This is a genomic window from Azospirillum picis (genome assembly GCF_017876115.1).
Taxonomy (GTDB): domain Bacteria; phylum Pseudomonadota; class Alphaproteobacteria; order Azospirillales; family Azospirillaceae; genus Azospirillum; species Azospirillum picis.
This window is the reverse complement of sequence record NZ_JAGINO010000013.1, coordinates 72,568-88,107: the sequence shown is the minus strand read 5'-3', so window position 1 is coordinate 88,107 and position 15,540 is coordinate 72,568. Positions and strand designations below refer to the sequence as shown.

General features: G+C 68.4%; 11 protein-coding genes. 1 reads left to right on the top strand and 10 read right to left on the bottom strand.

Features of this window, described 5'->3' with window-relative positions:
- Nucleotides 1-120 precede the first annotated feature (120 nt).
- The 7 genes from J2850_RS17815 to J2850_RS17790 all read right to left on the bottom strand — a co-directional run bounded on the left by J2850_RS17815 (nucleotide 121) and on the right by J2850_RS17790 (nucleotide 8,571).
- A complete protein-coding gene (locus J2850_RS17815; RefSeq protein WP_209984049.1) occupies nucleotides 121-849 on the bottom strand; it encodes a helix-turn-helix domain-containing protein in 729 nt (242 codons plus the stop codon).
- Nucleotides 850-1,037: 188 nt separating this feature from the next.
- Complete coding sequence (locus J2850_RS17810; RefSeq protein WP_209984047.1) at nucleotides 1,038-1,445, bottom strand: response regulator transcription factor; 408 nt, start codon at nucleotides 1,443-1,445, stop codon at nucleotides 1,038-1,040.
- Nucleotides 1,446-1,569: 124 nt separating this feature from the next.
- Nucleotides 1,570-2,319: a response regulator transcription factor gene (locus J2850_RS17805; RefSeq protein ID WP_370878967.1), complete on the bottom strand. Its 750-nt coding sequence runs from the start codon at nucleotides 2,317-2,319 to the stop codon at nucleotides 1,570-1,572.
- Entirely contained in the window at nucleotides 2,309-3,844 is a 1,536-nt protein-coding gene (locus J2850_RS17800) for a PAS domain-containing sensor histidine kinase (protein WP_307354533.1), read from the bottom strand. Before J2850_RS17800 ends, J2850_RS17805 begins: the two co-directional genes overlap by 11 nt.
- 422 nt (nucleotides 3,845-4,266) lie before the next feature.
- Nucleotides 4,267-7,227, bottom strand: coding sequence for a hypothetical protein (locus tag J2850_RS17795; protein ID WP_370878969.1), 2,961 nt, complete (start codon nucleotides 7,225-7,227; stop codon nucleotides 4,267-4,269).
- A complete protein-coding gene (locus J2850_RS31810) occupies nucleotides 7,143-7,325 on the bottom strand; it encodes a hypothetical protein (protein WP_246513177.1) in 183 nt (60 codons plus the stop codon). The genes J2850_RS17795 and J2850_RS31810 overlap by 85 nt, the downstream gene beginning before the upstream one ends.
- A gap of 538 nt (nucleotides 7,326-7,863) precedes the next feature.
- On the bottom strand, nucleotides 7,864-8,571 hold the full coding sequence (locus tag J2850_RS17790; RefSeq protein WP_209984043.1) for a response regulator transcription factor: 708 nt from the start codon (nucleotides 8,569-8,571) through the stop codon (nucleotides 7,864-7,866).
- A gap of 180 nt (nucleotides 8,572-8,751) precedes the next feature.
- Here J2850_RS17790 and J2850_RS17785 point away from each other — a divergent pair, with 180 nt between their 5' ends.
- The gene (locus J2850_RS17785) at nucleotides 8,752-10,734 is read left to right on the top strand and encodes a sensor histidine kinase (RefSeq protein ID WP_209984041.1); all 1,983 of its coding nucleotides are present in this window, start codon (nucleotides 8,752-8,754) and stop codon (nucleotides 10,732-10,734) included.
- Nucleotides 10,735-10,776: 42 nt separating this feature from the next.
- Here J2850_RS17785 and J2850_RS17780 read toward each other — a convergent pair whose 3' ends face one another.
- From J2850_RS17780 to J2850_RS17770, 3 genes are read right to left on the bottom strand one after another with little or no spacing between them, the layout of a single operon-like run.
- A complete protein-coding gene (locus J2850_RS17780; protein ID WP_209984040.1) occupies nucleotides 10,777-12,243 on the bottom strand; it encodes a TIGR03016 family PEP-CTERM system-associated outer membrane protein in 1,467 nt (488 codons plus the stop codon).
- A gap of 8 nt (nucleotides 12,244-12,251) precedes the next feature.
- Nucleotides 12,252-14,501: a GumC family protein gene (locus J2850_RS17775; RefSeq protein WP_209984039.1), complete on the bottom strand. Its 2,250-nt coding sequence runs from the start codon at nucleotides 14,499-14,501 to the stop codon at nucleotides 12,252-12,254.
- A 58-nt stretch (nucleotides 14,502-14,559) separates the two neighbouring features.
- Nucleotides 14,560-15,369 carry a response regulator transcription factor gene (locus J2850_RS17770; RefSeq protein WP_209984037.1) on the bottom strand — a complete coding sequence of 270 codons (810 nt, stop codon included), beginning with the start codon at nucleotides 15,367-15,369 and terminating at the stop codon, nucleotides 14,560-14,562.
- Between the last annotated feature and the right edge of the window lie 171 nt (nucleotides 15,370-15,540).

Genomic DNA, 15,540 nt, shown 5'->3' with positions numbered 1-15,540 from the left:
TGGTGTGTGCGGAAGGGCCGTCGGAAGCGCTGCGGGCGTGCCGGGCAGGCATGCCGCTGCGGTTCCGGGCGCCGGTGCGCCCGGGAGCCGGCCGATTCCTTCGAAATGAAACGATAAGGGTCAGAAGCCGCAGGCGAGATCGGACAAGGCGTCGCGGTCCAGCAGCTCCAGCTTGCCGCCGGCGAGGATGCGGATCAGGCGGCCCGACTTCAGCTTGGTCAGGGTGCGCGACACGGTTTCGGTGGTCAGCCCGAGATGGTCGGCGATGTCGCTGCGGCCCATCGGCAGGTCGATGGTGCGCTCGCCCCCCTTGCGGTCGCTGAGGCGCAGCAGGAAGCTCGCGACCTTCTCGGCGGCGGTCTTGCGGCCCAGCAGCACCATCTGGTCCTGCGCGGCCATCAGCTCGGAGGTCGTGGTCGACAGCAGCTTGCGGGCGAAGGCCGGCTGCGCGTCCATCAGGGCGTCCAGCTCCAGGCGCGGGATGCGCTGGATCGTGGTCGCCGTCACGGTCTCGGCGGTGTAGAGGTACTGGGCGGCGAAGGCCAGCCCCATCATGTCGCCCGCCTGCAGGAAGCCGATGATCTGGCGCCGGCCGTCCGGCAGCATCTTGTACAGGCGCACCATGCCGCTCAGCACGCGGAACACCGACCCCGCCGCGTCGCCTTCGCCGAACACCGTCGTCTCGCGCTCATGGACCTTGGTGTGGCCCAGGCCGGCGAGGGGGTCGGCGGGATTGCGCGGCTGGATGGCGGCACCCGTGCCGGAGGCGGGGGAGATCGCCAGGGCGGAGACCAGATAACCAGGAACGGCGCGGCTGGCGTTGGCGGCGATGGCGGCGTGCGTGGACATGGCTGGTCTCGGCCTTCGGTGCGGTGCGATCCGGCGTGTTCCGGGGTGCACTTGATGGGCCGACCCTACCGATCCCCTGCCATCCTGTGCAGTGCGGTGATGTACCTAAGGAAGTTTGCGTACGTAAGTGTACTTATACGTATCCGGCCCTGCGATCCGGCCGCAGTGGGGGCCGGCCAGATGGGCCTTCACGCGGCGGCCGGCGGCAGCAGGCGGTTCAGCATGCCGAGCAGTTGGTCCTCGTCGAAGGGCTTCTCCAGCACGGCCACCACGCCGGCCTCCCTCGCGCGGGCGAAGGTCGCGGGGTCGCCGCGTCCGGACACCATGATCACCGGCATCCCGTGCAGATCATCGCGGTGGCGCTCCAGGAGCTCCAGCCCGCTCATCACCGGCATGTGCAGGTCCAGCACCAGGCAGCCGCGCGGATTGCCGTCGAAGCGGTCGAGGAAATCCCGACAGGACGAGAAATCCCGCACATCGAAGGCGAAGGCCTCCAGCAGTGCCTTCAGGGAGTCGCGGACCGGCTCATCGTCGTCGACGATGTGGACGATCCCGGCCCCGGGCTCCCCGCCCGGCCCGCTGCCCAAATGATCCATGACGGCCTCCGACCTTCCATGCAGACATGACGGCGCCGGTGGTGCGGCGCGTCATGGAACATAAAATGCGGGGAGAGGCGCCGATATAAGGACCATTGCGTATGGCGCACGCTTTTGATGCAGATCACCCGCCGCCGGGGACCACGCCCGCGGCGATCGCCATACGCACCAGGGCTGGCAGGCTGTCGGCCTGCATCTTCTCCATCACGCGCGCGCGATGGATTTCGACGGTGCGCGCGCTGATCGACAGCTCGAAGGCGATGACCTTGTTCGACTTGCCGGCCACCAGCCAGCGCAGGACATCGAGCTCCCGTGGCGTCAGGGCGGCGATGCGGGCCAGGATTTCCGGCGGCGGCGATGCCGTGGCCGGCGGGGGAGCCGGCGCTTCCGCCGCGGCCGCCTTCCGCCCGTCCTCCGGCCTGCGGCTGTCGGCGGCACGGGCAAGGGCGGAACGCACCGCGGCGAGCAGCGTCTCCTCCTCGAACGGCTTCTCCACGAAGTCGACCGCCCCCGCCTTCATGGCGCGCACGGCGAGCGGGACGTCGCCGTGGCCGGTCATCACCACCACCGGCATGGCGTGGCCGCCGCGCGCCAGCCGCTCCTGCACGTCCAGGCCGCTCATCTGCGGCATCCGCACATCGACCAGCAGGCAGCCCGGACGCGACGGCGCCCCGGAGTCCAGGAAGGCGAGCGGGGTGGAGAAGCATTCCGCCCGGAAGCCGGCACAGTCCAGCAGGACCTGCAGGGAGTCGCGGATGGCCTCGTCGTCGTCGACGATGAAAACGGTCAGGTCGGCCGTCCTGTCGGCCCCCATGCCGGGCGCCGAATCGGGCGCGGTGTGGGGCGCCGTATCGGGCGTGGTGTCAGCGGGCATCGCCGGTATCCGATGCGGACAGAGGGACGGTGAAGGCGAAGCTGCTGCCCGAAGCCGACGGCTCCAGCCACAAGCGCCCGCCATGGGCCTCGATGATCGAGCGGCAGATCGACAGGCCCAGCCCCATGCCGCTGCTCTTGGTGGTGACGAAGGGCTGGAACAACTGGGCGCGCACCGTCTCCGGCACGCCCGGGCCGGTATCGCTGACGGTGACGCGGCGGAAGGCGGGCTCGCCCGGCTCGGAGCCGGTGTGGACGGTCAGCACCCGCTGGCTCCCCTCCTGCGCTCCCTGCACCATGGCTTCCATCGCGTTGCGGACGAGGTTGAGGATCACCTGCTGGACCTGGACCTTGTCGATGAGGACCTGGGGGTCTTCGGTGTCGAAGTCGAAGCGCACATGCAGCTCGCGCTCCTTGGCGCCGACCAGGGCGAGGGCGCCCGCCTCCTCCACCACCTTGTTGAGGGGCTCGACGGAACGGTGGGTCTTGCCCTTCTCGATGAAGCTGCGCAGATGGCGGATGATCTGGCCGGCGCGGGTGGCCTGGGCGCTGGCCTTGTCGACCATGTCCATCGCCTTGGCGACGGTTTCCGGGCGCTCCATCAGGCGCTTGGCGGCCTTGGCATAGTTGATCACCGCGGTCAGCGGCTGGTTCAGCTCATGGGCGAGCGTGGAGGCCATCTGGCCCATGGCGCTGACCCGGCTGACGTGCAGCAGTTCCGACTGGAGCTCCTGCAGCCGCCGTTCGGTCGCCTGCCGCTCGGTCAGGTCGCGCACGAAGCCGGTGAAGCGGCGCTGGCCCGCCAGCAGCACCTCTCCGACCGCCAGCTCCATCGGGAACACCGACCCGTCGCGCCGCTGGCCGGAGACGATGCGGCCGATGCCGATGATGCGGCGCTCGCCGGTCCGGCCATAGCGCTCCAGATAGCCGTCATGCTGCTCGCGGTAGGGAGAGGGCATCAGCATGCTGATGTTGCTGCCGATCACCTCCGCCGCCGCATAGCCGAACAGCCTCTCGGCCGCCGGGCTGAAGGATTCGATCAGCCCCTTCCCGTCGATGACGATGATGGCTTCGGGCACCGTTTCCAGGATGGAGGCCAGGCGGGCCTCGCGCTCGCGCAGCGCCGCCTCGGCCTGCCTGGCCTCGGTAAGGTCGCGGATGATGCCGATATAGACCGGGGCGCCGTCCTGGCTCGCCTCGCCGATCGACAGGTCCATGGGAAAGTGGGAGCCGTCCTTGCGCAGCCCGGTCACCTCGCGCCCGATGCCGATGATCCGCCGCTCCCCCGTGCGGTGATAGCGCTCCAGGTAGCCGTCGTGCTGCTCCTGGTAGGGCGAGGGCATCAGCATCCTGACGTTGTGGCCGACCACCTCCCCGGCGGTCCAGCCGAACAGGCGCTCGCAGGCAGGGTTGAAGGTCTTTATCCGCCCCTGCGCGTCAATGACGACGATCCCGTCGGGTACGGTGTCCAGCATTGCCTGCAACTGCGAAAGCGCGTCCAGGTTTTCATCCCGGATGTCGGCCACGTCCCACCCTCGAACTCTTGTCCATCTCCAGCGACAGAGTAGTTGAGGACAACCTGTGGTCAAGGCTGTCGATCAGGAGAGGCTGTGGCCCGGGCCCCGCTCATGTTGGCGGGCGCCCGCACCTCGGCCCCCTCCTTTGGCTGAGCGATCAATCACATCGGAAATGCGCATGCCCCGATGTGACCGATGCAGACAGACAGCCGGTCGGGCAATGGATGGCGCCACGCAGCCATCACGATCCCCCATCCCTGGACGCCATCCTCCATGCTTGCCGGGCGCGGTTCTGCATGCCGGCCGAGCCCACCGCCTAAGCAGGTTTCTCCGGATCGGGCCGCAGGCCCGGCCTGGAGAAACCTGCGGACTCTATGGTTCGTCAGGCTTTCCGAGCCCGTCCATGTGTGGGCGGAGTTCGGAAAACCTGCTTATCCGGTAACGAACCAGCCGGCCTGGACCTGGGCTTGGCTGACGCCGCGCAGCAGCACCTCGTCCTCGGTGGAGAAGACGATCACCGCATTGCCGGCACCGTCGCTGCGCAGGCTGTAGCCCTGGCCGTCGGCCAGTCGCAGCCGGTCGCCCTCGGCGGCCTGGAAGTCGGTGATCACGTCCTTGCCGCTGCCACTTGCGAAGACGAACAGGTCGGCCCCCGCCCCGCCGCTCAGCGTGTCGGCGCCGCGGTCGCCGGCCAGCACGTCGTCGCCGAAGTCGCCGAACAGCAGGTCGTTGTCCAGACCGCCGAACAGCGTGTCGGCATCCTGCCCGCCATAGAGCGTGTCGGCCCCGGCATTGCCGAACAGCAGGTCCGCACCGCTGTTGCCGAACAGCAGGTCGCCGCTGAGATCGGCCAAGCCGCCGTCGGACAGCCCGCCGGTGAGCACGTCATTGCCTTGGTCGCCGTTCAGCGTGTCGGCCCCGAAGTCGCCCGACAGCCGGTCGTCGTCGCGGCCGCCGTGGAGCAGGTCCTCGCCCCGGCCGCCGAACAGCGTGTCGGCGCCGGTGTTGCCGAACAACAGGTCGCTGCCGGTGTTGCCAAAGAGCCGGTCCTGCTCCTCGCCGCCCTGCACCGTGTCGTTGCCGTCGTCGCCGTAGAGCACGTCGTTGCCGGTCTTGGAGCCGACGAAGTCGTCGCCGCCGCCACCGTGCAGGGTGTCGTCGTCGGCGCCCAGGAGGATGGTCTGGTTGGCGCCGTCGCCCCACACCATCTGCGAGCCGTCGCCGCCGGTCACCGTCACCGCGCCGATCACCGCGGCGAAGGTGACGTTCTGCAACTGGATGGCGCTGCCGGTCGGTAGGCCGCGGCCATCGATCACCAGGGCGGTCTGCGGGCCGCCAGCCGCGGCCGGGGTGCCGCTGATGACCAGTGGGGCTTCGGGGGCCGTCGTACTGCCGAAGGCGACGCTCGGCGAGATGGTCTGGACGAGCAGCGGGGTGTCGACCGGCAGCCCCTGGAGGAAGCCACCACCGCCGCCGGTGAGCTGGGCCTGGTCGCTCGAGCCGGCGGTGGTGTGGGCCTTGATCTCGCGGATCAGGTCGGTGAGGGAGTTGCCGGCCGCCTTGGGCGTGGACGAGCCGCTGGCGGTCAGGCCGTAGCCGGTCGGCAGTTCCGCCGCCAGCACCGTGCTGTCGCCGCTGCTCGCCAGCGGGATGTCGGCGACGCCGTTGTTGCCGACGGACTCGGTGCGCCCGGCCGTCACCACCGGGACAGTGATGATGGTCGAGGTCGTACCGTCGCCGTTGCTCTGCGTGCCGGTCTGTACAGGAACGCCGTCCACCATGCTGCCGCCGCCGTCATCGCTGCTCGCCGGCGGTGGCGATGGGATGGTGTTGACGGTGATGCTGCTGCTTTCACCGGCGGTGATGTCGTCCGCGGTGGCGTGCAGCACCACGCTGTCCGGGTTGCCGTCGGTCACCGTGTAGGTCAGGCCCAGGCCGGTGAAGGTGGCGATGCCGTTGACGGCTCTCAGCTCGACCAGGGTGTCGGCACTGTTCCGGTCCCCCGCCACGCCACCCAGCGCCGTCACCGTTCCCGGCACCGCACCGCCACCCGCCGCCGTCACGCGCAGCGTCACCGCGTCATTGAAGTCGGTATCGACGATCCCGGCGGCATTCACCACCTTCACCACCGGTGCGGTCATGAAGGTCATCGCCGTCCCGGTTGTCGCTGCGGTCGGCACCGGCTGCGGGTCGAACACCAGGCGGGTTCCGACCACATCGGAGGTGACGGCCCCCGAGTTGGCGCCAGTCAGTCCGGCCGCATTGGCCGAAAGCGTGAAGCTCTCCCGGTCGACGGTCGCGGCGTAGGCAAGATCGCTGAAGGTCGCCACCCCGGCGACGGCATTCACCGAGGTCGTCCCGGACAGGCTGCCAGCCGCATCCTCGCCGATCGTGACGGTTCCGGTGAAGTCGGTGTCGATGTTGCCGGCCACGTCGACCGCGCGCACCACCGGCTGCTGGCTGAAGCTCTGTCCGCTGGTCGAGGCCGTCGGTTCGCTCCCGAACACCAGCGTCGTCGCCGTCACGTCCACGGCCGTGCCGGTGCCGTTGTCCACCGCCGCTTGGCCACTCGCCATCTGCGAGCCGGTCTCGCCCACGGTGAAGCTGCTGCTGCCGTTCACCGACAGCTTGAACAGTTGCCCTTCGGTCAGACCTGAGTTGTCGTTGTAGTGAGCCTTGACCGTGTAGGTCTCGCCCGTGTGATCGGTGACAGAGATGTTCAGGCCAGAGAAAGTGATGGTCTTGGCGTTGGCATTGTAGGCTCCGGTGACGTTGCGGGCGTCCGGACCATCAAGGCGCCACACCACCTTGGACGGGTCGCCCGTGCTGCCGGCCGCCGACACCACCACCTGGCTCACCGTTGTGGCCAGACCATCCGCGGTGCCCACGTCGGCGATGGTGAAGTCGAAGACGCTTACCGCCTCTTCGGCCGTGTCAGCCGTCGTCGCCAGGGCCACCGGCTCCGTCACTCCGGCACCGGCTGTCACGGTCGACGTGGCATCGGAGGGGGACAGCATCAGAGTGGTGTCCGTACCGTCGAAGGATGCCCTCCAAACGCCGGACATCACGCCCTCGAAGGTCAATGTCGTGCCATTGGACGCAAGTGTGCCCGTTGCGTTCAGCCCATTGAACTCACTTGTGAGGTCGGCGCTGCGGATGAGCAGGGAATCGCCGGCGCTGAAATCGGTGATGGTGTCGCCGTCGAAGTCCGACCAGGAAGCAGCCACGAAGACGTCGCTGCCGAGACCACCGATCAGCCGATCGCTGCCGCCGCCGCCGTCGAGGGTGTCAGCACCGTCATTACCCATCACCGTATCGGCACCATCGCCACCGGCAAGAGAGTCATTGCCGGTCCAGCCAACAAGAAGGTCATCACCATCAAGTCCAGACAGAAAATCGTCGGAATTTCCTCCATAAAGGCGATCCCCAAACATCCCACCGCTAAAAAACGCTTTTCCTGATTTTTCGCGCCAATCAAAATAATAAGCATTCTGATCTCCGGCCGGAATGGTGTCCGCCGTAAATAGTGTCGTTGGCTCTCCGCCGGAAATTTTTATCTGGTAGTAATTAGAAGTCTTAAATACCGCAACACTATGCTCTGATTCTGCGATGTCACTGACATCGACTCTCTCGGCGTTTCCAGGTGTCAAAATATATGTGGAGAGATTCAGCGCGGATAATATGTCATAACCCCCGGAAACTGGAGAAGACCACTTGAAAACGCCGGACATCGTTATCTCCATCACAAGCAGAGCCAGGCATCGCCGCTGCGGTCAATTGCCAGGGTGAGCGGTAGTTATTGTTGACTGATATAAAATTCCAAAATATACTATCAATTAAATTGTGGTTTTGTCAAAGTTGCAAATGGAACTGATTGGAACGCATGCCATCGGATTTGGCATGCTGTGCCGGCTGGCGGCTTGGTGAGGGGATTGACCGGGGGATGCCATCGCCATTGGCCGCAACGGATCTTGCCTGTACTTTGCCGTCCCGGCTTGCGGCTGCCTAGCCTCCGCCGGCTTCCGCGCCTACTCGGTTGCGGTGCTTGCCGGGACGACGCGCAACGGCGCGGAGAAGACATAGCCGGACGCATAGAGCACCTGTACCGGCAGCGGCGCACCGCACAGTCGCTCGACCTTGTTCTTGAGACGACGGATCAGCGCATCCAGAGCCCGGCTGTCGTGGTCGAGGCAGGTCCCATAGATGGCCAGTGCCATCTGGTTGCGGCTCACCGGCGCGTCGGGACTCTCGGCAAGGCGGACAAGAAAACGCAACTCCAGATTTGAAAGGCGGATTTCGGAACCCGATGGGGCTAGGAGGCGCCAGGCCGTGCGATCGAGCTGCCAGGACGGCGGCGTTTCTACCAGCGGCGCCTCGCGGCTCAGCCGGCGGTCGAGCGCGCGGACATGGGCGGCCAACTCGCGCAGGCTCACCGGCTTTGCCAGGTAGATGTCGGCACCGGCGTCCAACCCGGTGAGCCGGTCGTCCTCCAGCCGGCGGGCGGTGAGCATGATGATGCCCATGTTGGAGGATCGCCGCAGGCGGGCGGCGATGGCGAAGCCGCTCTCGCCGGGCAGGTTCACGTCCAGCACGACGATGTCGGCACCATCCGTCGCCAGGGCGTCGAGTTCCGCGCCGCTCCCCGCCTGGAGCACGTCATGCCCCTCCGCGCGCAAGTACAGCGCGATGTCCTCGCGAAGGGCCGCTTCATCTTCAACGATGGCAATGCGCGCCATTTCCTCTGCCCGCCGCGGTCGCCGAGACTGAGTGGCGACGTATGGGCCATCGGGGTGGTCTCGTCAAAGTGATATCCTGGAGGCTTCGGAGCGTCTGGAAGCTTTCGTTCCGGTCGCTTGACCGGCGCCGGTGTTTGGCTTCTTCTCCGCCGCGGCTCCCGGCAGCGCAGGATGGATCGCGTGAGGTTTGCCGTTCTCGTGGGACTCATGGCCACCGCCGTGCTGGCCGTCGCTCATCCCGTGGCCGCCTCCGCACCATCCGGAATGCTTCCGGCCGTCACGCTGGGGGATGCCGCGGTTGTGCCGCTCACCCCCGTCATCGAGGTGCTGTTCGATCCCGGCGCGGCCCTGACGCTCGACGACGTCGCGTCGGGGCGGGGCCGCGCGTTCCACCCGCTGGCGGCCGGGCCGGCCTCGTTCGGGCAGAGCACCGGGGCGCTCTGGGGCCGGGTGCGGCTGGACCTGACCGACGCCAAGGCCGCCGACCGCTGGCTGCTCGCCATCGACACCCTGCTGATCGCCCGGGCCGACATCCATCTGGTCGCCGCCGACGGCCGGGTGCTGTTGCACGCGGTGCGGGGGCTGATGATGGAGGCGGTGCCGGCCGGCGAGATCCAGTATGCGGTCGGACTGACGCCCTATCTCGGCCAGGCGGTCACGCTGTATCTGCGCATCCAGTCGCGCTTTGCCCTGGTGATGGCGCCGGTCCTGCGCACCACCGCCGCCCAGTTGCGGCATGAAGCCGAGATGACACGCCTCCAGACCCCGCTGATGGGGGCGATCGCCACCATGGCGCTGCTCTTCGGGGCGCAGTGGCTGCTCCTGCGCAGCCGGCTTTACGCCTACGCCTTCGGGGCCGCGCTCGGCATCCTGATCACCGGCTTCCTCGGATCCGGCGTCAACCGGATCTACGGCCTCGCCTGGGGAAACAACGTCGACTGGTGGATCCTGGAAGGCGGCGGCATCCTCGCCCTGTACTGCCTGCCCCTGTTCATCGCCACCTATCTGGACCTGTCCAGCCATCGCCCGGCCCTGCACCGGGCGCTGTGCCGGGGCGCCCTGGTCATGACGGCGATCAACCTCGGCCTGATGCTGCTCCTGCCGCACCGGCTCCTCACCGGGCTGACCGCCAGCTTCTTCGCCATCTCGGCGGTCTCGCTCTGGCTGATGTTCATCCAGCCCGGCCTCGGACGGCGGGACCGCCGCTCCCTGCTGCTGGCCATGAGCCCGTTCCTGGTGCTGAACTGCGTCCATCTGGTGGCGTTCAACCGCTGGGCACCCGAGCTTCTGCCCTGGCGCGGCTGGTTCAAGGAGCTGTTCACGATCGGGCTGGCCACCCTGCTGATGGGCTTCAGCCTGGCGGTGGCCGACCAGTTCCGCTTCCGCCTGGGCAAGCTGGTCGCGCAGCGGACGCGGCAGCTGATGGAGGCGAACGCCGAGACCGAAGAGGCCCTGATCGCCGAACAGGCGGCCCGGCAGCATCTGCGGCAGTTCATCCGGATGGCGGCGCACGAGTTCAAGAACCCGTTGGCGGTGATCGACTCGGCTGCCCAGGTCCTTCCCCTGCTCGTCGGCACGATGACCGACGATGTCCGCCGCCGGCTCGACAACATCCAGGCGAACGTCCGGCGGCTGCTGGCCCTGATCGAGTCCTGCTTCGCCGAGGACCGGCTCGATGAACAGGGGCTGGTGCTGAACAGGAAGCCGATTAATCCACTGGCGATGATCGAGGAGGTTGCGCATCACCAGAAGCTTCTCCACTCCTGCGAGATCCGCATCCGTGCGGACGCGCGCCTCCCTGCCATCGACGGCGACCTGGACCTGCTGCGGATGGCGTTCAGCGCGCTCATCGACAATGCCGCCAAGTATGCGCCCGCGAAGAGCGTCATCGAGGTGGAGATCGCCGGGGCGGATGGCGGCCTGCGCGTCCATGTCCTGGACCGCGGCCGCGGCATACCGAAGAGTGATCGTGCGGAGCTGTTTTCCCGCTATTACCGCGCCTCGAACGTGGCATCGGTGCCGGGCACCGGCCTCGGCCTCTACCTGGCCCGCTCCATCATCGCCCGCCATGCGGGGTCCCTGTCCTTCACGGATCGCGAGGGTGGCGGCACGGTCTTCACCGTGACCCTGCCCGGCAGCACTCCGTCAGGCGGGCGCGGCTGAACAGCCCGCCGTCCATGTGATGGGGCGAAGCGGGGGGCGGTGTCAGAACGCCATCCGCAGGCCGAACACCACCGCGTTCTCGCGGTACCTGTCGGCCGCCGTATCGGAGAAACCCTGGGTGCGGACGAGGGCCGCATAGCCGAAGAGCGAGCGCCCGAACTCGTAGGTCAGCGTGGTGCGCAGCAGGAGCGAGACGCTCGGGTCGGGGGAGTCGGCGCTGACCGTGCGCCGGACGTTGCCTTCCAGCGAAACCCCCAGGCGTTCGCTCAGCTTGCGGTCGAGGCGCAGCAGGATGGACGCCGTTCTCTCGTCCGGCTTCCTGGCGAAGTCGCGGCTCTGCCAGCGGCCCCCCACCGTCGCGGTGGTGCGGCCGAAATCGCCGACCAGCACCGCGTCGAAGCGGTTTGTCAGCGACGCGGCCTCCTCCAGGTCCAGGCCGGGCAGACTGAAGCTGAGCGGCAGCCGGGTGATCGCATTGACGATCCGCCCGCTCTCCGGGTCGATGATCAGGTCGCCGCCGCTGCCGGCGTCGAGCGGCAATTCCAGAAAGCTGGAATAGCTCGCGACCGCGCGGATGCGCCTGGTGAGGTCCGTGCGTGCCAGCGCCTGCACGTCGAGTTGGCCGAAGCGGCGGCCGACCGAGGCCTCCAGCTCCGTCCGCGGGGTGGGGCGATAGCGCAGGCCGACCGCCGCGAACGGGCCGTCCTTGCCGGACTCCAGCGCCCTGCCGCCGATGCTGTCGTAGCCGAGCACGCCGATCAGGGCGGTGGAGCGCGTCAGGGCGTATTCGGAGCGCAGCGAGCCGCTGAGCATCCGCAAATCCTCGTCGCCGGCCAGCATGTTGGCGTCGGTGTGCTCGCCGGTCAGGGTGAAGCGGAAGGGGTGGAGCTGGCTGCCGATCTGCACGACGGCGACCTGCTGGTTGAGCTCGGTTTCGCTGACGGCGTCGGAGCCGATGAAGTTGCGGGCGTAGCGGTAGCGCAGCTCTCCGCGGGTGTCGTCGCCGAGCCGGGCGCGCAAGGTCGGGCTGAGGGTGAGGTTGACCACCTGGGCGGTCTCCTCGCGGTCGAAGCCCGTGGCCGCCGACAGCCGGGCGCTTGGCGTGATCGGCAGGCGCTGCCACGACAGCCCGCCGTCCATCACCAGGAAGCCGTCGAGCAGCTCGGTCTGGCCCAGGGCGAACAGGGCCGGCCGCAGCTCCACGCTGTTCTCGTCGGCAAGGGTGGTGTCCAGCTTGACGTTGCCGTTCACCGCGATGTCGCTGCGCGCGCCCAGCGCGCGCAGCGCGATGTCGGCGTCCTGCGTCCACACCAGCCCCGACGATTCCCGGCCCTTGGGATCGAGGTCGATGTTGTCGCTGAGCGTGATCGCGCTGCCGACCGATCCGGTGAAGGTCACGTCGGCGGCCTGGCCGGCGGCGGGCTGCAGCGCCAGGACCAGCCCCAGGGTCAGGGACAGCAGTCCCGGCACCGCCCGGGCCGGGCGGATGGATAAGCGGGAAGCCGGCATGGTCGCACCTAGCCGTCGATCTGCGAGGCGGCCGGCCGGAGCGGCGGATAGATGTCCTGTCCGCGGTAGGGGGCGTATGCCGAGTGGCGCGTCTGGCAGACGCGGTTGAGCACGATCCCGCTCACCGCGACCCTGCAGAGATGGAGCAGGCGGAGCCCGGCCAGCACGCTCTCCACCGGGGTGCGTCCCCAGCGGGCCATGAAGACGCAGGCATCGGCCAGCGGGGCGACGACGGCGGCATCGGGCGCCACCATGACCGGCGGCGTGTCGATGATGATGACGTCGTAGAGGCGCGAGCCGTCGCGGATCAGCTGCTGGAACGCCTCCCCCGCCAGGGCGGCCTGCGGGTTGTCGAGGCAGCGGTGCGCCGACAGGTAGTGGAGCCCGGTCTTCGCGTCGACGGCGACGGCCTCCTCCAGCGGCCGGTTGCCGGTCAGCAGGTCGACCAGCCCGGCCCCGGCCTTGCCGGCCCCCAGGGCCGATCCGACGCGGGGACGGCGGAGGTCGGCATCGATCAGCATGACCCGTTTGCCGTCCATGGCGAGCATCCGCGCCATTGAGATGCAGAAGGTCGTCTTGCCCTCATGCGCCAGGGCCGAGGTGACCAGGAGCACCTGGGGCCGCGCTGCGATGGTCCTGGAGCGGCCGGGCGCTTGCGGGCGGATGGCGATCTGGGTGACGCACAGCGCATCGCGCAAGGCGCCGCCGGTCCCCTGGCCGATGCTGTCCTCCGGGTGCTGCAGCCAGCCGCGCCTCCAGAGGCGCCCGAGGTCCGGCACCAGCCCGATCACCGGGATGCCGGTGGCACGCTCGAGGTCCGGTATGCTGCGCACCGGCTGGTCGCGCCGCTCGCGCAGCAGCGCCAGCAGCACGCCGAGCAGTGCTCCGCCGATGCCGCCGATCACGATGACGGGCAGCCGGCGCGACGGGACAGGCTCGGTCGGCATCGCCGCCGGGGAGATGATGCTGGCGTCGGGGCGCTGCAGGTCGATCTGCTCGGCGGTCTCCTTGTAGCGGTTGAGCACGACCTCGTAGATGGCGCGGTTCGCCTCGGCTTCGCGGACGAGCTGGCGCAGGACCAGCGTCCCGTTTCCGGTCCTGCCCTGGTTCTCCTTCAGTCCGGACAGCGCCTCCTCCAGGTTCGCCTCCTGCGTGCGGGTGATCTCGACCTCGTTGCTCAGCGTCTTGACGGTGCGGGCCTCCTCCTCCCGGGCGCGCTGGCGGAGCACCGCCAGATCGTTGTTGAGCGCGATCATCGCCGGGTGGCGGTCGTTGGCGCGGCTGGCCAGATCGGCGATCCTGCGGCGCAGCTCGATCTCCTGCTGGCGCAGGCCGCGCAGGATCTCCGACCCCGCGGTCTCGCTGACGTCCCCCGCCGCCGGCCCGCGGCTGATCAGCGCCTGGGCCGAGGCGAGGCGCGCCTCGGCCTCGAGCCGGCGCAGGCGGGCTTCGTCACGCCGCTGGATCAAGGCGGCAAGGCGGTTGGTGTCGATCAGCTTGCCCTCGGTTTCGAACAGTCCTTCCTTCTGCCGGTACTCCTCGACCGCCTGCTCCGACGCCTCCAGGCTCTGGCGCAGCTCGCCCAGCCGCTGGCTGAGCCAGGCGTTGGCCTGGCGCGTGGCGATGGACTTCATCTCGGTCTGGAGGACGAGATACTGCTCGGCGACGCTGTTGGCGACCAGGGTCGCATAGGACGGGTCGGGCGAGCTGAAGCTGATGATGATGGTGTAGGACCGCCCGTCGTTGCTGACGCGCAGCCCGGCAAGCACGTGGTCGATCGCTTGGTCGCGCGTCGGCGCGGCTAGCGCGGCGGCGGGTTCGGGCAGGACCGCCGCGAGCAGGCGGCCGCCCTCCGGCACGCGGTCGGCCAGGACGGCCTGCAGGTCGTGCAACGCCGCCGCCCAGGGCGGAGCCTGGGTGCGCTCGGCCAGCAGATGGGGATCATGCATCAGGTCGAGCCGGTCGACGATGCGCCCGGCGAGCAGGCGCGAGGAGATCAGGTCGAGCTCGCTGCGGAGCACCGTGTTGTCCTGGGGCAGGTGCGACATCACCGAGTTGATGTTGATGACCTCGATCTTGCGGGTGTCGACCATCACCACGGCGCTGGCCTGGTAGGTCGCGATCTGGTTGCGGGTCGCCACCCAGCCGGTCGCCGCCCCGAGCAGGATCGGGAGGGCGATGACGATCTTGCGCCGGCGCAGCATCCCCAAGATGTCGAAGACGCCGCCGTCCTTCGAACTCGCATAGCTCTCAGCCATCGCGGGAAAACCCCTTCTTGACCATGGCGGACCGGGCACCCTTGCGGGAAAGCGGGGTTCACTTTTCGTGGAAGAGATTGTTGGTCAGGTAGGCGACCTGCGTCCGATTGGTCGCGCCCAGCTTCTTCATGATGTGCCGGACATGGACCTTGACCGTGCTCTCGCACATGCTGAGCTCATGGGCGATCAGCTTGTTCGGCTTGCCTTCCCGCAGGCAGGCGAGGACCTGGCCCTGGCGGTGGGTGAAGCTGCGGGGAACCTTGTCCGCGGTCCCCCCGCCCGCTGCCGGCAACCGCGCCTTCTGGTGGCGGGCGAGCGTGGTCAGCGCGCTGGCCGGGATGAAGACGCCGCCGGATTCGACCAGCCGGATGGCGCCGACCACCACCGAGATCGCGGTGCTGGTCGGGATGTAGCCGCGGGCGCCGCATTCGAACGCGTCGACGATGTGCTGGGTGTCCTCATGATCAGAGATGATGATCACCGGCACGCCCGGCAGCAGCTCCTCGAGCATGCTGAGCTCATCGGCCGACCGGGGATCGGATACCAGCCGGCTTCCCAAATTGAGGAGGACCAGGGCGACGGTCGCACTGGTCAGGTCGGGCCGCCGGGCCGCCTTCTCCACCGAGGCGCATGGGGTGATCGACAGCTCCAGAACCCTGGGCTCGAGCCAGGAGGCGAAGCATTCGAGGGTCAGCTGACGGCCGTCGACCAGGAGGACCGACCGGTGCGCCTTACCGGGCAGAGAGCCGGGAAGAGGCTGCCGCCGCACCACCGGCGGGACGCCGCCCGCTTCGCGCGGTGCGTCATGCAGGTCGACCGAATAGGCGTCGCTCCGCAGCTCTTCCCCGGTTCCTGGTTGGACCCGCATGACGGCTTCTCTTAGCGTATTCATCCCGGACCTCCCTGTTGTCAAGCGGTAGGCGCTCCGTTCTCATCCGGCCGATCGCTCCGCAACGATCGGCTGTCCCATGGAGGCGCCCGCCATCGCCGGCGCTCCTCCATGGCCGTCCTGTGACTTTCCGCGATTTCCCATATGACA